Source organism: Parabacteroides sp. TM07-1AC (genome assembly GCF_003480915.1).
Taxonomy (GTDB): Bacteria; Bacteroidota; Bacteroidia; order Bacteroidales; family Tannerellaceae; genus Parabacteroides; species Parabacteroides chongii.
Window position 1 is genome coordinate 732,686 of the sequence record NZ_QUKD01000001.1, and the last position, 21,539, is coordinate 754,224.

A 21,539-nucleotide genomic window follows, 5' to 3' on the forward strand; every position below is an offset into this window, starting at 1 on the left:
ATCCGTAAAAGGTCTTCGTCTATTTCATAAACTCTTATAACTTAACAGAAAAGAGAGATAAAATGTTTTAGCTAACAAAAATACAACAAGGAGATACTGGGGAACATAATACACAATTGGGGATTTTTTCTACAAACCTGTTCCACAAAAAGGCTGTTATCAACTAACAACCGCCGACTAGGCTCGCTGCCTGATCAATGATCTTTTTCACTTCGGCGATTACCTCCGAAAGCAACAATTTCCATTCTTCTTCAGGCAATGTGGCAACATTCTTCTCTATAGTTCGTAGCTTTTCAACCAGAGATGTTGCACCCAGCATTGCGAACAAGGGAACCATTTTATGAGATGTTTTTGCTGATAGTTCCTGATCATTATCACGTAAAGAGTCTTCAAGCAGAGCATTACTCTTACCTGTTTCTTCAATAAATGTTTTCAGGATAGATGCAGAAGCTTCCCTGTCTTCACCGGCAAAAGCCGTCAGCGAATCAAAGTTGAAATCGGAAGTTACCACCAATTCCGTCGACAACAGTTTATTCAATAAAGAAATTAACTGGCGGGCAGTAAAAGGCTTATTCAGAAAACCGGTAAAACCGGATTCCAGATAATGGTCATGCTCATTCTCCACACTGGCGGAAAGTGCAATAACCGGGATCGAATCACTACCCGGAATGCCGGATTTACGTATGCTTTCCAACAACTGATAACCATCCATTCCCGGCATCTGAATGTCCGTAATGACAGCATCGAAAGCGGTGTTCTGCAATAAAGAAACTACCGAGAACGGATCGGTACAACAAGTTACTTCCACATGATTCTGCCGCAGATATTCTTCTGTAAGAGCCAATTGTAGCGGATCATCATCGACCAGCAGGCAATAAACTTCACGCCCGGCAAAAGAAGGTCCGGACGGCTCCACCGTAATTTCTTCCTCCGGTGCAGGAAGAACCTGAACATCGGCCACAGTAAGCGGCAACTCGATGGTAAAGTCGCAACCCTGTCCGACTACACTCTTCAATGAAAGTTCTCCTCCCATCAATGCCGTCATCTTCCGGGTGATAGATAAGCCCAATCCAAACCCTTCGGCTTTTTCAGTGGCAGAAAGACGGGTAAATTCTCCGAATATACGTTCCTGCTCTTCGGGAGGGATTCCCGGACCGGAATCACTTACCAGCACATTCAGCCGAGCACTGTTATCTGTTAAAGCAGTGATGGATATCACCATGACAACCCGTCCCTCACGTGTAAACTTAAGAGCATTCGACAACAAATTACCCACCACCTGGCGGATACGGATCGGATCTCCGATATATAACTTATCCGTCCCTTCTTCTTTCAGATTCAAGACAAATGTAAGATCCTTCGATTCGGCAATCGGCCGGAAACTGGTAAATATCTCATTGAACAAGGCCGACACGCTGAATGGAACTCGCTGTATCTCCATTTTCCCCGATTCAAGCCGGTGAAAATCCAGCAGGTCATTGACCAGTGACAAGATATGACTGGAAGAACCGGACATATTTTCCAGATAATACTGCTGCCGTTCGTCCGGATGCCTTTTCAGCAAAAGATCTATATATCCGATGATGGAAGAAAGCGGAGCCCTGATATCATGGCTGATCGTCAACATCATCTTTTCCCGGCTATGCAACAGGTCTTCGGCATACTGCTTCGCCTTCTCCAATTGCATTCTGTAATATTTACTTTTCGAGACATCACGGGTGATCATAAAGATAAAGATGATCACAATAATAACAGAGACGACAGCAATACCGGCAATCAGCAAAGATGTTTCACGCAAAATCAACTGTTTGTTCTGCATACGTTCCAACGAAGCGTTCACCTCTTCTTCTTCGATATCACGTAATATCTGGTTGATCTTACGGGTAACTATACTATTATTATACCTCAGATTGGCAGCACGCTCCAGCAACTGATCCGCCAACAGTTTACGTTGTCCCGCAACACTATCCTGCAGGCTTTTCAGCACACTGGCAATCGTATCCGAAGGATTATAAGCGTTCACCAGGGTATCCGTCACAATCTGACGGGTTGTATTGACGATAATACTCGTATCTTCACGGCTGGGAGAGAAAGCGTCCGCCAGACGGCGGAAAAAACCGCGCGGCTTCTTTTGGGAAAAGATGGTATCCTGCTTGACTACCACATGTTCTTTTATCTCCTTTTGCTCGATGAATGTATCCTGTTCGGCTATCACCTTTTCGATATTGATCGTATAAAGATGTTCCGTATTCGTTTCTTTCCAGGTTTCCAGCAAACGTCGGGTATTCAACCGTTTCTGCCTTAACAGCATATCGATCGTATCGATCTTCAATAATTGAACTGAGTCGGTGATCAGGACACGCAGTGAATCCATATTGCTGTGAGCCTTATTCAATGTCCGGTTAAAGTGATTTACATCATTCTGAGGCATACCGACCAACTGCCCCAATGCCTCACTTTCATAAAGCAGTGATAACGTATTTGTTACAAGATAAACTTTCTGGCGGGCTTTTCCGTCCGGTTCTTCCTCACCGGCCACCTGTTCGATAATCCGATAGATATATACGACAGAGCAGATCGCTATTGCAATCAACAACAAATATCCCAGAATAACCTTAAGGGTAATATGTCCACTTTGTTCTGCCATAAAACAAAGGTAGAAGTTTATCTCAAAAAATCAATCCTTGTCGTAAACAATTCCCCATTTGTCCAACATCTCGAAGTCGGTTTTCTTCAGTCCGACTTTCCAGAAAGGTACGGGATCATCATGATCTCCAAGGTACATACGATCACGGACCGTAAAAGACGGATTGGACACCGCCAATGTAGAATCGGAAACATCCGTATGTATTCCGGCAAGATCCAGTACTGTATGGAACACGCTGTTCGTGCTGACCGGCAGAGCCTGATGTGCTTCTACCATCTGATATTTTTCCGGATAAGTTTCGCGATATGTATCCGAGAACCAGATCACATAGGGTATATGTAACTGATAATAAGTCGGGATCGGAGATGCATGCAGATAACGCGCACGGGCATCATCGAAAATATCTTCACCATGGTCGCTCAGATAAAGCATGGAAGCACAGGCATTCGTTTTTGCCAGCATACCGGCAATTTCGCTCAGTACGTAATCTGTATAAAGGATTGAATTATCATAAGCATTGCGCAACTCCTTTTTATAGGAGGCACGGATTCCCTCCGCTTTATCCGGCTTAAACAGAGAAAAATCTTTCGGATAACGTTCGTGATAATTAAAATGCGATCCGTAAGTATGAATCACAAAAAACAGGTTTCCTTCTGTCTTATCCAGTTCTTTTTGCAGATAAGGGAGCAATTCTCCGTCATGCAGCGAAGTAAGATAAGCTGATTTCGGTTTGAATGTACTCATATCGATGAAAGCATCCGCCTCCCGGTAAAACGAACCGATCATCGAAGTACTCAGATTTTGATTGGCTATCACCACCGTATGAAAACCGGCTTCCCTAAAAGCGGTAACGATACTTTTTTCATCATATATCACCCCGTAATCCTCCGCACTGGCTGCCGACAGAATGATGGGGACACTCTTATGCGTATTATTGGATTGTGTCACCACATCGGTAAAATGAACCAGTCCATCCAGTTTTTCCATCCGGGGAGTCGTTTCCCGCTCATAGCCATACAAGCTCCATTCCATAGCACGTGAAGTCTCTCCGACTACCAGCACATAAATTTCACGCTTTCCGCTAGCCTGTTCCGGCTTCATCGCATTGAATCTGAAATCAGCGGATGTGATATGATAGTTGCTGTTTTTCTCCGCTTTATTGATCGCGAAGTAAAGATTATAAAGGGCATTTCCCGGATAAAAATCATCTTTCAGAGAGACCTGATGCCCCTGGATCGGAGCCAACAAACAAAGAATAATCCCCAAAATGAAAACACCGAAACTCCGTATGGCCCATTTCTTACGGAAAGGCCCTGTCAATTTCGCTTTCATCCGGACAGACCAGGTAGCCAGCAATAAAGTCGGCAACGTATAAAAGAAAAAGACACCTATAATCACCAGAAAGATATTTCCAAGCAATTCACTGGCTTCGGAGGCTGTCGAGCTGGTCAGATTCAGGAACATATCCACAGCAATGACCGATTCGCCGAAAAGGTGAAGCAGCACCAATTGCCCTCCGTCCAGTATGACTTTCGGCAACAGGCACCAGACTACGATTCCCGGCTTACGTGCCAGTAAAAGCAGACCGACCCAAAAAGCATAAGGTAATATCAAAGAAGCAATCCCAACTGTGACAGGCAACGGTTCCGTAAAGAACAAGACACAATTAGGAACAATAAACAGCAACGCAAACAGGAACAGTAAATGTTCCTGGGATGTGAACCAATCCCTCAATTTTATAAAATAACTCATCGATATACCGTAATATTCCTAAAAAACAACTATTCTTTTCTCTTCTCCCGCATTCATTTACGGGCGAACTGCAAAAGTAGGTGTTATTCAGCATATACTCATACTCAGCACATACAAAAAAAGTTATTTCATGATTATTAAAAATGCAAGTCCTTTTGATTAAGAACTTGCATTCTGCTATTTGTGACAAATAAATATTACTGAACTGTAACCTCATCCAGGAAGAACCAGGCCGGATAACCTACTCCATAATGCCAGGATGGACAGGTTTTAACACCTTCAATCTCCACTTTTATATAGCGGGCCGTTACAGGAGAAGGGACATCGCACTTGACTCCTACAAATTTCACCTGTACGGAACGGTCTTCCTCCAGGCTCTTTTCGCCGAACGGCTGCCAGGTCTTATTATCTGAAGAGATAGAATAAGTTACTTTTCGGGGAAGTAATATCCATGCCCCCAGCTGGTGAAGGAAGTCACTTTCAACCGAACGGACAGGCATGTCTTTTCCCAGATCGAGGATAAAGGAACCATCGATCCCCTCCCATCCTATCCAGCTTTCCACGAAAGTGGTTCCACCAAACAGTTCATCGGTCAGGGCTGCCTCACCTAAAGTTTTATATTTACCGGACGGTTCCTGCAACCAGATAATCTTCGCACCCTTTGCCTGGTTCTTTGCCTTGCCGGGCAGATAACGCTCAGTATATAGTTTACAATATTCAGCCGGCGGATTGTTTCGTTCATTCAGGGTCGGAATATTGAACTCGCGCGTACGTTCTTCAAACAGAGCCAGATTGGCTTTTACCTCTTCCAGGTCGTGATTTCCTTCTGCACGTGCTATTTCCAGTCCGGCATATTGCAACGGCAAACGGGATAACCGTACCCGTTTCAACAGAACGGGATCGTCAGCAACCGCTTGCTCTGCCTGGTCGAACAATTCGTTATAACGCTTACGGCAATTCGTATTCAGCATACCATCCTTATGCGTAACCGGCGAGTCATAGATCCAGAGACGTTGTTTACTGGCGAGCAAACCGCCTTCCAATAGTTTCTCATATTGATAGATATAGGGAGATGCTACCCCATAATAACCATCCATAAATGCACGCATCAGTGAATCGGCATTCTGATAAGGGTTCCACATCAGCTTACTGACCATATAAGCGCGCATCTCCGGGAAATCTCCGCCCTTCGATCCTCCGATCTGCGAAAAATGCATGGTAGCATGGTGATCTTTAAATAACTGAATATTCTTTTGCAGGATCGGGAAATTCGGGAAAGGGGAAACGTAATTATCAAAATTGATTCCGTAATCCCATACAAATATATTATTACTGATAGCAGACCAGCCTTCCATCGCTTTCATAAAATCCTGCCCGGAAGCATTGTCTGTTAACGGCACTTCGCGATCACAGTCAATATCGCAAAGCATGATGTTGACATTCGGCAGTGGCTTGACATGTTTGGGCGGATGCATGGTATATAAATAAGCCAACGTCGAGAATTCCTTATCCGGAAAACGGGCCGCCAGTTTATTCAGGAAATGGATCAGACTACCGGACGGACCTCCCTCCTGTTCGTCGAGCGCCTTACATGACGGACAACTGCAATTGGTAAAATTACCGTCGTTCTGGCTGACGGAGATCATATTCTTTCCAGGATTGGCTTTAAAGATCGAATCAATCTTCTGCGCAGCCATCTCGAATACTTCCGGGTTGGTCAGACACCACTGGCTGGCTTTCCCGGGGCGGCGTTCGCCATTGATGAACGAATAATATTCGGGATGCGACTCTCCATATACGTCCGAAGGAAGAATACGATCGAACGTATGTACCCACATTCCTCCGGCAAAGACTTCGGATGGTTCTTCAAAACGGAACCATAATTTATAGACAGGGTCTTCCCGCAAGGCATAGCACTGGCTTTGGCGGTAACGGAAGGCTGGATTCTCCGCACGGTCCAGTTCCGGAATAACCACAGTAGAACGTTTCTCCAGCCTATAAGCATCAGCACTATAATAGGCTACTCCGAGATAATCTTCCAGCAAAGTTACGGCTCCATAGATATTTCCTTTATCGCCGCCACTGCTGATATAAACAATTCCATTATCTGTTTTCAGGCGAAATCCGTCTTCAGTCAAACCGGAGGTATCTTTTCCTCCAATCACGATATCTCCTTTACGGGGGGATTTATCCGTCAGTACAGGCAAAGATGCTCCGCTTATCCGTTGCACAAAATCCTGCAGAAAAAGTGCCGCCTGATTATCTACGGAATTATCCTTTTCTATCAGAATACGGGATACAGGTTTACCCTCTTTCACTACAGTCACCTGGGCTTGCAGACAGGTGGCTACAGATAAAAGGAATGCAGTACATAGGTTTAGTGTTCTCATGTTCATAAGTGTTTAGTAGCTGTTTTTACAGCTTCTGTATGATTCCTATAAATTCTTCATTCGTTATATCCAGTTCTGGCTCTTTGTAATTCACATAATCTTCAAAATAATCACTGGCGATATCGGCAACGATCTCTTTCCCTTCCAGGCCATAGGAAGAAACCAAATCCTCCACCTTACTTCTTATCTGCCGGATCACCTGCAAACGATCTTCATATCGATCCGGTTTTTCCATATCTGTAACATGTTCATTACGGGCAATCAGATATACGACCGTGTAAAATTTATCTACATTACCGAACACTGGGATAAACAACGCTTTTTTATCTTCCGGCAGAGCAGCCAGAAATTCTTGTATCTTAGTCATAATTCTCTTTCAATTAAATTCTGTAGGACAAATTTACACAAAATATCCCTGACTCACGAAAACACACCGACACATTTTTGAGAATCCGTAAATTAGGTAAATATATCCTTGATTCTGGTACAAAGCCGCTTGTTGTAATCCGGTAATTTTGTAATGTGAAATTAATAGAGAATGACATTACCTAATTAAACATTAAAAGTATGGCAAGAAATTCATTCCGGAAACTACGTATTATAATGGTCGCATGCTTTTGCATCATGGGAAGCTTATTCGTTGCAAGCTCCACTAAAAATGTTGTTACAACGACAGAGATATCCGAAGCGACAAGTACTCATTTAAAAACTGATATAACAATGAACGAAAATCAGAATTTAACGCAGATGTGGGACAAAGTGTTCCCACAAAGCGACAAGGTTGATCACAGTAAAGTGACCTTCCGTAACCGCTACGGTATTACGCTCGTAGCTGATTTGTATATACCTAAGAATGTCACCAGCAAACTGGCTGCCATCGCCGTCTCCGGTCCGTTCGGTGCCGTAAAGGAACAGTCGTCGGGCCTCTATGCCCAGACACTTGCCGAGCGCGGATTCCTGACTATTGCATTCGATCCTTCGTATACGGGCGAGAGTAGCGGTGAACCCCGATATGTAGCATCGCCTGACATCAATACAGAGGATTTCAGTGCAGCAGTCGATTACCTCTCGACGCGCGATGACGTCGATCCCGAACGTATCGGTATCCTCGGTATTTGTGGTTGGGGTGGCATGGCACTCAACGCAGCAGCTATCGACACCCGCATCAAGGCAACGGTAACTTCGACGATGTACGACATGAGCCGCGTCAATGCCAACGGCTATTTCGACTCGATGGATGCCAATGCCCGTTACGAACTCCGGAAACAACTCAACGCCCAGCGAACGGAGGATGCGAAGAACGGTACGTATGCGCTTGCCGGTGGTGTAGTCGATCCGCTGCCTTCCGATGCTCCGCAATTCGTGAAAGACTATTATGACTATTACAAGACCGAACGCGGTTACCATCCCCGTTCACTCAACTCGAATAATGGTTGGAACAAGACCTCGTCCTTGCCGTTCATCAACATGCCGCTGCTCTCTTATAGCGACGAGATCCGTAGTGCCGTACTCGTAATGCACGGAGAGAAAGCTCACTCCCGCTATTTCAGTGAAGATGCTTTCAAAAAACTAAAAGGAGATAATAAGGAGCTGATGATTATCCCGGGGGCGAACCACGTAGATTTATACGATCGGATGGACGTAATACCTTTTGATAAGTTGGAAATATTTTTCAATAAGAATCTATCCAACTGAACCACGGATGAAAAAATCTATTAACTTTAGGGCCTATAAACGAATTAAAAATCTGATATTCCGACTAAAATTAACGCATTATGATTAAAAGAGAGAAAAGTATTGAACTGCTGAACAGAGCAGTAGCTGATGAAATGACAGCAGTCAACCAGTACATGTATTTCCACTTCCGTCTGGATGATATGGGATATGACTTGTTATCAAGCCTTTTCAAACGTACTGCCATTACTGAAATGATGCACGTAGAACGCCTTGCCGAACGCATCCTGTTTCTGAAAGGTGAAGTAGAAATGAAATGCTCCGGCCCGGTAGAAAAAATCCACGATGTAAAAGCAATGCTTGAAAAAGCGGCAGAAATGGAAACCGGAAGTGTAGACGATTACAATGCATGGGCTAACGAATGTGCCCAACATGCAGATTCTGCTACCAAGAAGGTATTTGAAGGTTTGGTTATCGAAGAAGAAGGTCATCTCGACCAGTTCGAAACAGAAATCGAAAACATGGAAAACTTCGGTGCAAACTATCTGGCATTACAATCTATCGAACGTAGTAAAATTATTTCTTCGGGTGGCACTCCGGCTGAATAATGACAAAAACAAGAGAGTGTGTCAAAAGTCACACTATGGCACGCAGATGAGCACAGATAAACAAATTGAAAATCAATAAAAAATCTGTGTTCATCTGTTTAATTTGTGTCATCTGTGTGCCATTTAGTGTATTAAACACAGATCCAGGTTTCATCCTATGATAGCTTTTATAAAACAATAGACAAAATATCCGCAAAGCGCCATCTTCACCACCACACTGAGCAGGAATCCGATAAACGCTCCTATTCCGGCTTTAAAAGCATCTATAGACTTTTTACCTCCAAGCAATTCGCCTATCACTGCACCGGCAAACGGTCCGAACAATATACCCCAGGGAGGAAAAATGAATATCCCCGCAACCGTCCCTATCACACAACCCCAGTTGCCCCATTTACTTCCTCCACCATACTTTGTACCAAGTACCGGGGTCAGATAATCCAGCAACTGCACTACCACGACTAAAACTCCCCATATAACCAGTTGAGTAACGGAGAACTGCACTTTATCCGTAAAATGAAGCAACCAAAGTCCCAGATAAGACAAAGGCGGTCCCGGCAGAACGGGTAAAAAACAACCCGCCAACCCGACCAGCAGGCAAATAGCCCCTAATATGATCAAAAAGATATCCATATCTTCCCGCTAAAACTGTTCCAGAATCTGAATCCGTTTCTCTATCGGCGGATGCGTTGCAAACAAACCGCTCATTCCACTCAATGCACTCTCGGCTTGCTTTCCCGGATGCTGGATGAATAACTGGGCGACATCGTCACGTTCGACAGCCTCGATATCGGGATCTGCTGAAATCTTCCGTAACGCACTTGCTAAAGCTAACGGATTCTTTGTCATCTCCGCCGATCCGGCATCCGCCAGATATTCCCTTTTCCGGGAGATGGCAAAACGCATCAGTATGGAAAAGAAATAACCGACCGCTGCCACCAACAAAACCAGTAGCATCAGCAGAACGGCTCCGTTCTTTTCATCTCTCCTTCTTGAAAAAGAAGAATAATAAGCCGAACGCATAGCCAACTGCGCCACCATCGCAAAGATGCCGACAAACACAATCGATATGATAAGCAGCCGGACATCATGATTACGGATATGCGACAGTTCGTGAGCGATCACTGCTTCCAGCTCCTGATCATCCAACTTATCGATGATTCCCCGCGAAAGTGTCACCGTATAGCTCCTCTCATTGATTCCACTGGCAAAAGCATTCAGAGAATCATCGTCTATCACATTTATTTTCGGCATCGTCATACCTTGACTCATACAGAGGTTCTCTACCAGATTATACACCCGTTTGTTTTCCATACGGCTCAAAGGCCTGGAGCCGGTCGCTGAATTGATAATACTCGTATTGGCAAAATAAGCAATCAGAAACCAAATCAGCACGCCACCCAGCACATACGGTGCGATCTGTACGAAAAAGCCCATAGCCAACTGCATCTGTGTAACCTCCCCCGGCATCCGATAGTCTCCTCCGCCACCGCCGAGAAGCATCACATACAGATAACAAAAAAGCAACACCAGCACACAGACCAGCACCGGAAAAAGACAAAGCAAGAGCAGCGAACGAAAATTATTCCTGCTCTGCTGTGTTTGTATACCAACGTATTGCATACTTAGAATTCAATTTTGGGAGCTTCTTCCAAAGTGGCCCGTTGTGCGCCCAGATCGAACATGATCTCCTTACGGAATCCAAACATTCCGGCGATCAGATTGGACGGGAATGTCTCCACTGCATTATTCAGCTCTTTAGTAGCCGAATTGAAATAACGTCTTACAGCAGACAATTTATTTTCCAGATCGGCTATTTCTTCCTGCAACTGGAGGAAGTTCTGATTTGCTTTCAGGTCGGGATAAGCCTCCAAAGTGATCTTCAACCCTGCCAATGCAGATGACAACGCATTTTCCGCCTTGATCTTTTCGTCAATCGTATGAGCGCTCATCGCACCGTTACGCGCATTGATCACCCGTTCAAGCGTATCTTTTTCATGGGCAGCATATCCTTTAACCGTTGCAACCAACTGAGGGATCAGATCGTGCCGTTGCTTAAGCTGCACATCTATATCAGCAAAAGCATTTTCACGGTTGTTCCGCAGCTTGACCAGCGAATTATACAACGAGATTATCCACAACGCCAGCACGACAATTACTACAATAGAAACTATTAGTACCATTTTCTTTCTTTATTATATAAGTTAGAATCTGCCCAAAGATATAAAAAGTATTTTGTAGTCATGATTCTTCGCCCGATATTTGTAATTCAATACAACTATTTCAGAACCTTGTCCCGTGTTTTCGAAATATTTGTTTCACCTAGGAGAAACAGTTGTTTCCATCGGGTGAAACAGTTGTTTCTTCACAATGAAACAAAATTGCCCAACCAATATTACAAGAGAAAATACAGATGATATTTAATCAAGATTTAATATCAAACTCATTTTTTCCCGACAGATTTTAATACCTTTGAAGCCACATAAAAATAAAAGTTGGAGATGATACAAAAAGAACTGATCGACGACCTGCAACTCAAATGGGGTCGTATACAACAGGCAATGCAAGCACAGCATGCAGATGCCTGCCTGCTGAGTGTAGATGTAAACCTGTATTATACAACCGGACGGATTTTCAGCGGATATTTCTATCTGCCTGCAGAAGGAGCACCCTGGTTCTTCGTCAAACGTCCGAACGGCCTGACCGACGATCATATCGAATATATCCGCAAACCCGAACAAATAGCCGAGATATTCGCCGCCCGCGGTATCCCGATGCCGGAAAAACTGTTACTGGAAGCCGACGAGTTGACATACAACGATTATATCCGCCTGCAATCCATATTCAACCCGAAAGAAACAGGTAATGCAACCGGCTTGATGAGAACCCTGCGCGAGATCAAAACACCGTGGGAAATCTCGCAGTTCCGTATCTCTGCCGAAAAACATGCCAAGACATACTCGGAAATTACCGAATGTTTCCGTCCGGGAATGACCGACCTAGAATTTCAGTATGAAATAGAAAAACGCATGCGCCAGAACGGTTCGATCGGAATCTTTCGTGCATTCGGGGCTAACATGGATATCTTTATGGGAAGCATCCTGGCAGGTGAGAACGCAGAAGCTCCCTCTCCTTTCGACTTTGCCCTGGGAGGCAATGGTATGGACGCATCCTGCCCGCTCGGAGCCAACGGCACGATCCTGAAAGACGGGACAGCCATCATGGTAGATATGGCAGGTAATTATACACCGTATATGACCGACATGACCCGCGTATTCTCAGTCGGTAAACTGACGGAAGAAGCTTATCGTGCGCATCAGACCTCATTAACGATACAAAATGAAATCGAAAATGTCGCCCGTCCGGGTGTCGTCTGTTCGGAATTATATAACATCGCTGCCGGTATCGCAGAGAAAGAAGGATTTGCCGGAAACTTCATGGGAACCAAACAGCAGGCTAAATTCGTCGGACACGGTATCGGTATCCAGATCAACGAGCTTCCGGTGCTGACTCCCCGTTCCAAAGAAGAGCTGCAACCGAATATGGTATTTGCCCTCGAACCTAAATTCGTCATTCCGGGTGTAGGAGCCGTCGGTATCGAGAACAGTTTCCTGGTTACCGAAACAGGTATCGAGAAACTGACTCATTTCGAAGAAGAGATCATTCAATTACATTAATTAATAAACAATAAAAGCACATGAAAAAGACGATTACTTTTCTGCTTCTACTGGCATTCATCATTATGCCGGCAAAAGCTGCAGATGTAGAAAATGTAAAACCGGTCAAGAACGTTATTCTTCTGATACCGGACGGAACTTCACTGGCTACCGTTTCTATGGCACGCTGGTTGCAATGGTATACCAACCCGGACAAACCCAACCTGAATCTAGACCCGTACCTGTGCGGTACCGTACGTACACACTCATCAAATGCTCCGATCGGCGACTCTGCTCCGACTACTTCCTGTTATATGACAGGCTATCCGAGCCGTACCGGTTATGTCTCTACTTATCCGGAAAATGACGGTGACAACGATATCTATCCGACCGATCCCGAACGTGCTTTCCAGCCACTTACAACTGTGTTGGAAGCCGCAAAAATAACACAGGGCAAATCGACCGGCCTTGTTTTCACCTGCGAATTTCCTCATGCTACACCGGCAGACTGTTCCGCCCATAGCTACAACCGTGGCAAATATGAATGGATCGCTCCGCAGATGGCTCATAACGATCTGAATGTAGTGATCGGTGGTGGTGTTTCCCTCCTTCCTGAAGAAAGTGAGGCCTACCTGAAAGGTAATGGATACGGCGTATTCAAAAACGACATCAACGGCATGCGCAACTATAACGGTGATAATATGTGGGCTTTGTTCGCAGACCGCGAAATGGCTTACGACATCGACCGCGATCCGACTCAACAACCAGACCTGGAAGAGATGACCCGCATTGCTATCCAGAAACTATCCAAAAACCCGGAAGGTTTCTTCCTGATGGTAGAAGGCAGTAAAGTAGACTGGGCCGCTCACGCAAACGACCCTGTCGGCATGGCTACAGACATGTTGGCTTACGACCGTGCCTGCGGTGCCGCACTCGAATTTGCCCGCCAAAACGGTGAAACAGCCGTTATCATGGTTCCTGACCACGGAAACAGCGGTATCAGTATCGGTCGTGCCGACTGCAAAGGATACGACAAACTAACGAAAGACCAGTTATTCCACCAGTTCTCTCTGTATAAACTGACGGCAGAAGGATTCGCTAAGAAAGTAAACAGCGAACCGAATTCGGAAGTACAGAACATCTTCCGTGAATATGCAGGTTTCGAACTAAGCCCGGAAGAACTGGATGCTTTGAACCATTGTAAAGACTATAAAAACAGTCCGATCCCGGAAGCCGAACGCAAAACTGAAGGCAAAGGTTCACTGTATAGCGGTTCGCTGACCTCTTTCATGTCGAAACTGCTTACCTCAAAAACCTGTTTCGGATTTACCACCGGCGGTCATACCGGCGAAGATGTCTTCCTGGCAGCCTATCATCCCGACAAGGCCAGCCTGCCGATCGGTATGCATACCAATATCGAACTGAACGCCTACCTGTGCGCTTTATTCGGCATGGACCGCGACAAGCTGGATGAACTTACGGCAGAGAATTTCGCCCCTCACACAGAAGTATTCGAAGACTACCAATGTAAGATTATCCCCGCTAAAGATGAGAAAGGCTCTCCTTCACTAGTCGTGAAGAATAAGAAGAAACAGATCAACATCACACCGTTCAGCAATATCGTTACAATCGGTAAGAAAGGACAGGAAGAAGTCCGGCTGAATTCAGTCGTTGTCTATGTAGATAAGAACAATACATTCTATCTCCCGACGAAGCTGGCAGATTATCTGAAATAAATATAAAGCGGAGACTTCATATTCGGTCTCCGTTTTTTTTATACTTTTGCAAGAAAGACAGATTATACACAAAATGAAAAGTAAAAGTTTAGTTTCTATCGATCAATGTTCCAAAGAGGACATTCTTCGTATTCTGGATAACGCCAGGAAGTTTGAGGAAAACCCGAACCGAAAGGTGCTGGAAGGCAAAGTTGCTGCCACCCTGTTTTTTGAACCCTCTACACGCACGCGATTAAGCTTCGAAACAGCTGTCAACCGCCTGGGCGGACGAGTGATCGGATTTCAGGATGCCTCTACGACCAGTTCTTCCAAAGGGGAAACACTGAAAGATACGATCCTGATGGTCAGCAATTATGTCGACCTGATCATTATGAGACACCATCTGGAAGGTGCAGCACGCTATGCTTCGGAAGTAACCGATATTCCAATCATCAACGCAGGAGACGGAGCAAACCAGCATCCCTCGCAAACCATGCTCGACCTGTATTCGATCCAAAAGACACAAGGAAAACTGACCGACCTGAATATCACAATGGTGGGCGACCTGAAATATGGCCGTACGGTACATTCGCTGATCGTCGGCATGTCGCACTTCAATCCTACTTTTCATTTCGTGGCTCCGGACGAACTTCGCATGCCGGACGAATACAAGAATTTCTGCGACGAACACGGCATCAAATATTACGAGCATACCACTTTCGACGAAGAGGTGATCAACCAATCCGATATCCTTTACATGACCCGCGTACAGCGCGAACGCTTTACCGACCTGGAAGAATACGAACGGGTAAAGAATGTGTATATCCTGCGTAACAAAATGTTGGAAGGAAGCCGCGAAAATCTCCGTATCCTCCACCCGCTGCCCCGCGTAAACGAGATCGCTTACGATGTGGATGATAATCCGAAAGCCTACTATATCCAGCAGGCACGCAACGGATTGTTTGCCCGTCAGGCTATTATTTGTGAAGTTTTAGGTATCAATATTTAATTCTGATAATCGTTATGTCAGTAGAAAAGAAAAGAGAATTGCAGGTTGCCGCCCTGGAGAACGGAACTGCTATCGACCATATTCCTCCCAGCCAGTTATTTAAAGTCGCCAAATTGTTGGGACTTGAAAATATGGACAACACGATCACGATCGGCAACAATTTCCAAAGCAAGAAGATGGGTTGTAAAGGCGTGATCAAAATATCCGATAAGTTCTTCGAAGAAGATGAGATCAACCGTATCGCACTGATCGCTCCGAAAGTGATTCTGAACATTATCCGCGACTACGAGGTTGTAGAGAAAAAAACGGTTACTTTGCCGGACGAACTGATCGGACTGGTTAAATGTAACAATCCGAAATGTATCACCAATAATGAACCGATGCCGAGCCGTTTCGAAGTGATCGACAAAGAGAAAGGCACGATCAAATGTCATTATTGCGAACGCAAGATCAATAAAGAAGACATTATTATTAAATAATTGAAAATGGAAAATGGAGAATTGAAAATTAGTTCTTCTCCATTTTCAACTTTCAATTTTCAATTTTCAATTCATATGAAGCAAAACTGGAAGCCCGGTACCATGATCTATCCTTTACCGGCCGTAATGGTTAGTTGTGGCAGCGAACCTTCAGAATATAATATTATAACTGTGGCGTGGGTCGGTACGATTTGTACCAATCCACCCATGTGTTATATATCCGTACGTCCGGAACGCCATTCGTATCCGATCCTAAAAAAGAATATGGAATTTGTGATCAACCTGACCACGCGCGAGTTGGCTTATGCCACCGACTGGTGCGGCGTTAATTCAGGAAAAGATCATCATAAGTTTAAAGAAATGGGACTGACGCCGGGTAAAGCAACATTGGTGAATTGCCCCACCATCGAAGAAGCACCGCTTTGTATCGAATGCCGGGTAAAAGAAGTAGTTGCACTGGGCAGCCACGATATGTTCATCGCCGATGTTCTCAACGTCCAGGCGGATGATAAATACCTGGATCCACAAACAGGTGCATTCGATATGCAACGGGCAGACCTGCTGGCTTATTCGCACGGTAAATATTATGGGTTAGGTGAGTTTGTAGGTAAATTCGGCTGGTCCGTAAAAAAGAAAAAATAAACGTATGAAAAAGACTCTCCTTCTATTGCCATTATTTCTTCTGTGCATTTCAGTCCAGGCACAGAAGCTCATACAGATTGAAGATAAAATCTTCTACCTTGGTGCAAAGGTGGGAGTCAATTCTACATTCCCGATCATTAACTCATTGACAATAGACGGTGTCGAAGCCGAAAATATCCGTCTGCAATATAAAGTCGGTTATCAGGCTTCTTTCTTTTGCAGGATCAATATCGACCGTTTCTTTATCCAACCGGACTTGACATGGTCGCGCAAGCAAGGAGATGTTCTTTTTTCATTGCCGCAAACTACCGAATCAGACCAGGCAGCCGGAAGTATTTCGGAAACAGACCGGCTCCAACTAAAAACGACATCACTGGAAATGCCGGTCATGATCGGTTATTATCTTGTAAAGGAAGGTCCTTATGCCCTCAGCATGATGGTAGGCCCCAAAGTGAAATACAACTACAAGTCACGCTATACGACCCATTTTTCTGAAGTCACCAACGAATACATCAATGACAGTACACCGTTCGGACTGGGCATCGCCACAGGGCTGGGCGTGAGTATCTGGCGTCTGTTTTTCGAATTCACCTACGAATTCGGGCTTAACAAGGTTGAGTCCGATTTTAAGGACAAATCCTCGTTAACCCCGATAGAAAGAAATATCTCGATAGACAAGCGGACCAATATGATGAGCTTCTCGCTCGGTTTCCTGTTCTGATCCGTTTGACTCTTCTCCGTCTATTTTCCGCATATATCCTTGAAAGGACACCAGGCACAGGCTTTTTCCGTCGTCGTCTGCACGAACGGAGTTTTCTGTCCGAATATCTCATCCAGACAACGGCGCAGTTCCGCTTCAAAGTCGGCCGAATAAACAGAGAAATCCGTTACCGGCTCTGTTTTCATCCGCTCCACGCGCCGGCTCACGGCTGCATCGAACGAATCGGAAAAGAGCGTACGCATATAATAAATTCCCGGCTGAAGGGTCTTTCCTGCAGGCACGTCGCCCAGCATCCATGAGTACATGAAAACCTGCATCACGGCTTTGGCACGGTCTTTATCTTCTTTATCGAACAGACTCTCTATAGAAGTAAATACCGAAGTCCCGCTCCCACTCTTATAATCGATGATGCGGACCGTATCACGCACCTCATCGATCCGGTCGATAAAACCTTTCAACTGGATTTCCGTCCGACCGTCACCCAGGGTAAACAGGCGATTGATCTTCCGCTCCGATTCGATATAACGGAAAGGCGTCAGTTTACTGTCGCGCTCCAGTATCTTTTCCACATATTTCCGGATCATCTCACCGATCAGGAAGTTCTGCCCCGTCAAAGGACGTACGACATCCGACATAAAAAAGATCTCCGCAAATGCCCGTGCAATAGCGCCGGTCAGGACAGGTGTATCTTTCTTAATCGCCTTCAGTAAATCGGCTGTTACCATCTTTCCGCAAAGAGGCATGTACAACTCTTCCATCACTTTGTGCAGGATACTTCCGAACACATTGCTCTCGATCGTTTCACTGACCTCCTCTTCCTCCTGTATACCTTCGACCACCGAAAAATAGAACTTCAGCGGACAATCCAGATAGGTATTGACCGCACTGGCAGAAATGGCCCTGTGCCCTCCTTTATGGAAAGCCTTCAACCGTTGCATCACTTCGTCCGTTTTCCGGACCTGCAAAGCCGGGGTTTTCGCGGACGAGACATTATAGACGACCAGTTTGTTCAGCAACGGCTCTTCATAATGGTAGTGCAGCTGATGGACAAAACGGCTGACTTCGCCTGTCTGCAAACCATTACTGCGGGTATCGTAGAGCAGGCTGACATGGCTCGCCCGATAAATCAGACGATAAAAATGGTAAGCCCATACACTGTCCTGATGCTCATAAGTGGGCAGGCCGAAACCTCTTCGCAAGTTATAAGGGATAAACGAGTTGGCCGCTTTCCTGAGTGGGAATATACCCTCATTCATGGAAAGGATGATCAGCCGGTCGAAATCCAGTGCACGGGTTTCAAGAACTCCCATGATCTGCAGACCGGACAACGGTTCACCCCGGAAAGGGATAGTTATCGTATCGGTCACCCGTTTGAGCAGGCGGAAATAGGTGTCGATCTTCATCTCGATCCCGGCATCCTGCATGATCTCTTTCATACGGTTGACGGTCGTAAAGTAATGGAAGATAAACTCCTGCTCCAGGTCGTTGGTGCGCTGGGTGGCATCTTCTTCCTCTTCACCGGAGGATAAAGCGTGCATCACCTTATTCAGTTCCTGCAGGACATTGATCAGGTAATCGGAAAAGGTATTGACATCTGTTACCGGCAGGAAGAGGACGGACAAAAGAGGCGTCTTTCCCAGATCGGCGGCAGAAATATAGATCTTGTTGTTTTCCGCAATATCTTTCACCAGGGCATTGACCGCTTCCGGACCGGTCGAACTGATATACCGATGGTTCAGGATAGGCAGCACGTCACGGAAATAGAAAACCGGCTGACGATCTACATAACGTACATTTTTCTGCAATGCCAGGATATACTCCATCAAAGAAGCGACTGGCGTACCTGCCAACGGATACCCCATCGTCACATTGATACGGCGTATCTGTTCGGGGATGGCATTCAGTACCGGAATAAGCAAATGTTCGTCAGGCAGGATAACGGCTGTACGCAACGCTTCCTCGGGCGACATTTCATCCTCCTTGCAAAGTTCGTTCAGCAATGTGTACACCTGTTTTGCCTGACCGATACCGGAAGGAATACCGATCACCTCAATCTGTGTTTCCGTTTTTTCTTCCGGAGGAAGCGGATACTGCGACGGGAAGTTTTTAAGATTCCGTTCGACAAAATAGGATGCTTTATTATCCCGGTCCGTCACTTTATCCGAAGCATAATCCCAATAGAAATCAGCGATTCCCCGTTTCTGCAACTGCATCAGGAAACGTTCCTCCGCGACAGACAAGGCATTCAGACCGACAAAGACCACCTTCAGATAAGGCAGGTCACAACAGTCATCCTGCTCCATCTGTTCAACGACTTCACGGAAGATCATACCTTCATAGCCTCTTCCCTCCGCCGCCAACGCTTCATGCAGATCGGTGTACAACGTATACAGGATTTTCCAGACAGTCAGAAATTTTTCCTGGTTCGGAGAATCTCCCTTCGGATAGAAAGACGACCAGAATGTACGGATTGCCGCAATCTGATCTTCATCCAGGAAATTGAAATCGTTCTCTATCTCCCGCAGGTCCGTCACATTCGTAAACAACATGCGGGCATCTGCCATATATTTATCGACATCATCAAAGTCGTTCAACAGCATTTCCCCCCAATAGAGGAACTCGTCAAAGGTTTCCGTCGAGCCGCTATGCCGGATATAGATATCGTACAGCATGAACAGCATATTGATCTTATCTGCCGCCTGTTTGCCGCTCAACTGCACAAACAGGTCGTTGATGGTCAGGATCGTCGGAGAGAAAAGCGGCTTGTCCGCCACCTCCGAAAGATATTTTTGAAAGAACAGGCCTGTTCGCCGGTTAGGAAAAACAAAAGCCAGCTTACTGACCTCCGCTCCGTATTGCTGATAAAACAAAGAGGCTACCTGGTATAAGAATGGTGTCATATCGATTCAATCCTTTCCAGTTCCTCTGATGTAAAACTAATATTATTCAACGCCTTCAAATTATCCAGTAACTGTTCTACCGAACTGGCTCCGACAAGGACGCTCGTTACACGATCGTCTTTCAGCAACCATGCCAACGCCATTTCTGCCAACGTCTGCCCACGTTCCATAGCCAACTCGTTCAAGCGGCATATCTTGTTTATTTTTTCCTCCGTCACCTGCTCACGCTGCAAATGTCCTGTCGACCTGGCAGCCCTTGAGTTTTCCGGTATTCCGTGCAGATATTTATTGGTCAGCATCCCCTGTGCCAAAGGAGAAAAAGCAATCATGCCTACGCCTTCTTTCTTCAATAAAGGTAACAAATCAGGTTCCGTCCAACGGTCGAACATGGAATAACGTGCTTGATGGATCAGGCAAGGAACACGATATTCTCTCAATACGGCCAGTGCCTTTTCCGTCTGTTCAGCATTATAGTTTGAAATGCCCACATACAATGCTTTCCCCTGACGGACAATATCCGCCAAAGCTCCCATTGTTTCCTCTATCGGTGTTTCCGGATCGGGACGGTGGGAATAGAAGATATCCACATAATCGAGTCCCATCCGTTTCAGGCTCTGATCGAGACTGGCTATCAAATACTTCCGGCTACCCCAATTCCCATACGGACCGGGCCACATATCGTAACCGGCTTTTGTCGAAATAAGCAGCTCATCCCGATAAGCTCCCAGTCCTTTCTTCAGAATCCTGCCGAAATTTTCTTCTGCAGAACCGTAGACTGGTCCGTAATTATTCGCCAGGTCAAAATGGGTAATCCCGTTATCGAAAGCCGTATGGGCAATCTTGATAAAGTTATTGAAAACATCCACACTGCCGAAGTTATGCCATAACCCCAGAGAAATAGCAGGTAATAAGATACCGCTGCGTCCACAACGACGATACGTCATCTCCGCGTATCTGTTTTCATTTGGTGTATATATACTTTCCATGGTGCATTTTATTTCTTACAAATGTATATAAAAATTGCATATCGGACACAGTCTTTTTTTAGTGTCGAACATAGTTTTGCACAAATCAACTATCATACTATCATATTTTCGGCATACCGATTGAATTTCATGCAACACAAACATGATAGTTACCCAAAACAACTATCATGCAACTATCATAAACTGTCATTCAACTATCATTTTGGCCCTTTTCATCGAAAAATAAGGTATCCAAAAGCATTACAAAACAGGCTATTTTGCACAGAACATACTCTTTTTTTCAGCAATACTACGTCTTATTTAGCAGAAAACAAGCAGAAATCTTCTCCAAGTCTCCCATCTGAATGCCATTTACACCCCCAT

The 21,539-nt window shown here is 45.3% G+C and carries 17 protein-coding genes; 8 read left to right on the forward strand and 9 right to left on the reverse strand.

Annotation, left to right across the window (positions count from 1 at the left end):
• Window positions 1–163: 163 nt before the first annotated feature.
• The 4 genes from DXD68_RS03195 to DXD68_RS03210 form a co-directional block, all read right to left on the reverse strand.
• Window positions 164–2,647 (reverse strand): hybrid sensor histidine kinase/response regulator, encoded by a 2,484-nt coding sequence (locus tag DXD68_RS03195; RefSeq protein ID WP_122360259.1) that lies wholly within the window; start codon window positions 2,645–2,647, stop codon window positions 164–166.
• A gap of 30 nt (window positions 2,648–2,677) precedes the next feature.
• Window positions 2,678–4,399 (reverse strand): phosphoethanolamine transferase, encoded by a 1,722-nt coding sequence (locus DXD68_RS03200; RefSeq protein WP_122360260.1) that lies wholly within the window; start codon window positions 4,397–4,399, stop codon window positions 2,678–2,680.
• A gap of 197 nt (window positions 4,400–4,596) precedes the next feature.
• Window positions 4,597–6,789, reverse strand: a complete 2,193-nt coding sequence (locus DXD68_RS03205) for a DUF4838 domain-containing protein (protein WP_122360513.1) — start codon at window positions 6,787–6,789, stop codon at window positions 4,597–4,599.
• A gap of 25 nt (window positions 6,790–6,814) precedes the next feature.
• Window positions 6,815–7,156 carry a hypothetical protein gene (locus tag DXD68_RS03210; RefSeq protein ID WP_122360261.1) on the reverse strand — a complete coding sequence of 114 codons (342 nt, stop codon included), beginning with the start codon at window positions 7,154–7,156 and terminating at the stop codon, window positions 6,815–6,817.
• A gap of 200 nt (window positions 7,157–7,356) precedes the next feature.
• On the opposite strand from DXD68_RS03210, the gene DXD68_RS03215 reads away from it, so the two are divergent.
• Together DXD68_RS03215 and DXD68_RS03220 are read left to right on the forward strand one after the other, a co-directional pair.
• Window positions 7,357–8,484 carry an alpha/beta hydrolase gene (locus DXD68_RS03215; protein ID WP_233576977.1) on the forward strand — a complete coding sequence of 376 codons (1,128 nt, stop codon included), beginning with the start codon at window positions 7,357–7,359 and terminating at the stop codon, window positions 8,482–8,484.
• Between the two features lie 80 nt (window positions 8,485–8,564).
• Window positions 8,565–9,071, forward strand: a complete 507-nt coding sequence (locus DXD68_RS03220; protein WP_122351471.1) for a bacterioferritin — start codon at window positions 8,565–8,567, stop codon at window positions 9,069–9,071.
• A gap of 150 nt (window positions 9,072–9,221) precedes the next feature.
• Here the strand turns inward: DXD68_RS03220 and DXD68_RS03225 are convergent, their stop codons facing one another.
• Genes DXD68_RS03225 through DXD68_RS03235 form a run of 3 tightly spaced genes read right to left on the reverse strand, consistent with a single transcriptional unit; the run spans window position 9,222 to window position 11,251 of the window.
• Window positions 9,222–9,701 carry a DUF456 domain-containing protein gene (locus DXD68_RS03225; protein ID WP_122360263.1) on the reverse strand — a complete coding sequence of 160 codons (480 nt, stop codon included), beginning with the start codon at window positions 9,699–9,701 and terminating at the stop codon, window positions 9,222–9,224.
• Between the two features lie 9 nt (window positions 9,702–9,710).
• A complete protein-coding gene (locus DXD68_RS03230) occupies window positions 9,711–10,691 on the reverse strand; it encodes a M48 family metallopeptidase (protein WP_122360264.1) in 981 nt (326 codons plus the stop codon).
• Between the two features lie 2 nt (window positions 10,692–10,693).
• Complete coding sequence (locus DXD68_RS03235; protein ID WP_122360265.1) at window positions 10,694–11,251, reverse strand: LemA family protein; 558 nt, start codon at window positions 11,249–11,251, stop codon at window positions 10,694–10,696.
• Window positions 11,252–11,569: 318 nt separating this feature from the next.
• Between DXD68_RS03235 and DXD68_RS03240 the strand changes: the two genes are divergently transcribed.
• The 6 genes from DXD68_RS03240 to DXD68_RS03265 all read left to right on the forward strand — a co-directional run bounded on the left by DXD68_RS03240 (window position 11,570) and on the right by DXD68_RS03265 (window position 17,290).
• Entirely contained in the window at window positions 11,570–12,745 is a 1,176-nt protein-coding gene (locus DXD68_RS03240; RefSeq protein ID WP_122360266.1) for a M24 family metallopeptidase, read from the forward strand.
• A 20-nt stretch (window positions 12,746–12,765) separates the two neighbouring features.
• Window positions 12,766–14,460 (forward strand): alkaline phosphatase, encoded by a 1,695-nt coding sequence (locus DXD68_RS03245; RefSeq protein ID WP_122360267.1) that lies wholly within the window; start codon window positions 12,766–12,768, stop codon window positions 14,458–14,460.
• A gap of 73 nt (window positions 14,461–14,533) precedes the next feature.
• A complete protein-coding gene (pyrB, locus tag DXD68_RS03250) occupies window positions 14,534–15,448 on the forward strand; it encodes an aspartate carbamoyltransferase (RefSeq protein WP_122360268.1) in 915 nt (304 codons plus the stop codon).
• 14 nt (window positions 15,449–15,462) lie between these two features.
• On the forward strand, window positions 15,463–15,927 hold the full coding sequence (gene pyrI, locus DXD68_RS03255; RefSeq protein ID WP_122360269.1) for an aspartate carbamoyltransferase regulatory subunit: 465 nt from the start codon (window positions 15,463–15,465) through the stop codon (window positions 15,925–15,927).
• Between the two features lie 75 nt (window positions 15,928–16,002).
• Window positions 16,003–16,569 carry a flavin reductase family protein gene (locus tag DXD68_RS03260; RefSeq protein WP_122360514.1) on the forward strand — a complete coding sequence of 189 codons (567 nt, stop codon included), beginning with the start codon at window positions 16,003–16,005 and terminating at the stop codon, window positions 16,567–16,569.
• Window positions 16,570–16,573: 4 nt separating this feature from the next.
• Window positions 16,574–17,290, forward strand: a complete 717-nt coding sequence (locus DXD68_RS03265; protein ID WP_122360270.1) for a porin family protein — start codon at window positions 16,574–16,576, stop codon at window positions 17,288–17,290.
• A gap of 20 nt (window positions 17,291–17,310) precedes the next feature.
• Here the strand turns inward: DXD68_RS03265 and DXD68_RS03270 are convergent, their stop codons facing one another.
• A complete protein-coding gene (locus tag DXD68_RS03270; protein ID WP_122360271.1) occupies window positions 17,311–20,190 on the reverse strand; it encodes a PD-(D/E)XK nuclease family protein in 2,880 nt (959 codons plus the stop codon).
• Window positions 20,187–21,176 (reverse strand): L-glyceraldehyde 3-phosphate reductase, encoded by a 990-nt coding sequence (gene mgrA, locus DXD68_RS03275; RefSeq protein ID WP_122351493.1) that lies wholly within the window; start codon window positions 21,174–21,176, stop codon window positions 20,187–20,189. Before mgrA ends, DXD68_RS03270 begins: the two co-directional genes overlap by 4 nt.
• Between the last annotated feature and the right edge of the window lie 363 nt (window positions 21,177–21,539).

What these genes read in the sequence shown, in the direction of transcription:
- DXD68_RS03195 (WP_122360259.1), bottom strand. Translation starts at nt 2,647, where the DNA reads ATGGCAGAACAAAGTGGACATATTACCCTTAAGGTTATTCTGGGATAT.
- DXD68_RS03200 (WP_122360260.1), bottom strand. Translation starts at nt 4,399, where the DNA reads ATGAGTTATTTTATAAAATTGAGGGATTGGTTCACATCCCAGGAACAT.
- DXD68_RS03205 (WP_122360513.1), bottom strand. Translation starts at nt 6,789, where the DNA reads ATGAGAACACTAAACCTATGTACTGCATTCCTTTTATCTGTAGCCACC.
- DXD68_RS03210 (WP_122360261.1), bottom strand. Translation starts at nt 7,156, where the DNA reads ATGACTAAGATACAAGAATTTCTGGCTGCTCTGCCGGAAGATAAAAAA.
- DXD68_RS03215 (WP_233576977.1), top strand. Translation starts at nt 7,357, where the DNA reads ATGGCAAGAAATTCATTCCGGAAACTACGTATTATAATGGTCGCATGC.
- DXD68_RS03220 (WP_122351471.1), top strand. Translation starts at nt 8,565, where the DNA reads ATGATTAAAAGAGAGAAAAGTATTGAACTGCTGAACAGAGCAGTAGCT.
- DXD68_RS03225 (WP_122360263.1), bottom strand. Translation starts at nt 9,701, where the DNA reads ATGGATATCTTTTTGATCATATTAGGGGCTATTTGCCTGCTGGTCGGG.
- DXD68_RS03230 (WP_122360264.1), bottom strand. Translation starts at nt 10,691, where the DNA reads ATGCAATACGTTGGTATACAAACACAGCAGAGCAGGAATAATTTTCGT.
- DXD68_RS03235 (WP_122360265.1), bottom strand. Translation starts at nt 11,251, where the DNA reads ATGGTACTAATAGTTTCTATTGTAGTAATTGTCGTGCTGGCGTTGTGG.
- DXD68_RS03240 (WP_122360266.1), top strand. Translation starts at nt 11,570, where the DNA reads ATGATACAAAAAGAACTGATCGACGACCTGCAACTCAAATGGGGTCGT.
- DXD68_RS03245 (WP_122360267.1), top strand. Translation starts at nt 12,766, where the DNA reads ATGAAAAAGACGATTACTTTTCTGCTTCTACTGGCATTCATCATTATG.
- pyrB (WP_122360268.1), top strand. Translation starts at nt 14,534, where the DNA reads ATGAAAAGTAAAAGTTTAGTTTCTATCGATCAATGTTCCAAAGAGGAC.
- pyrI (WP_122360269.1), top strand. Translation starts at nt 15,463, where the DNA reads ATGTCAGTAGAAAAGAAAAGAGAATTGCAGGTTGCCGCCCTGGAGAAC.
- DXD68_RS03260 (WP_122360514.1), top strand. Translation starts at nt 16,003, where the DNA reads ATGAAGCAAAACTGGAAGCCCGGTACCATGATCTATCCTTTACCGGCC.
- DXD68_RS03265 (WP_122360270.1), top strand. Translation starts at nt 16,574, where the DNA reads ATGAAAAAGACTCTCCTTCTATTGCCATTATTTCTTCTGTGCATTTCA.
- DXD68_RS03270 (WP_122360271.1), bottom strand. Translation starts at nt 20,190, where the DNA reads ATGACACCATTCTTATACCAGGTAGCCTCTTTGTTTTATCAGCAATAC.
- mgrA (WP_122351493.1), bottom strand. Translation starts at nt 21,176, where the DNA reads ATGGAAAGTATATATACACCAAATGAAAACAGATACGCGGAGATGACG.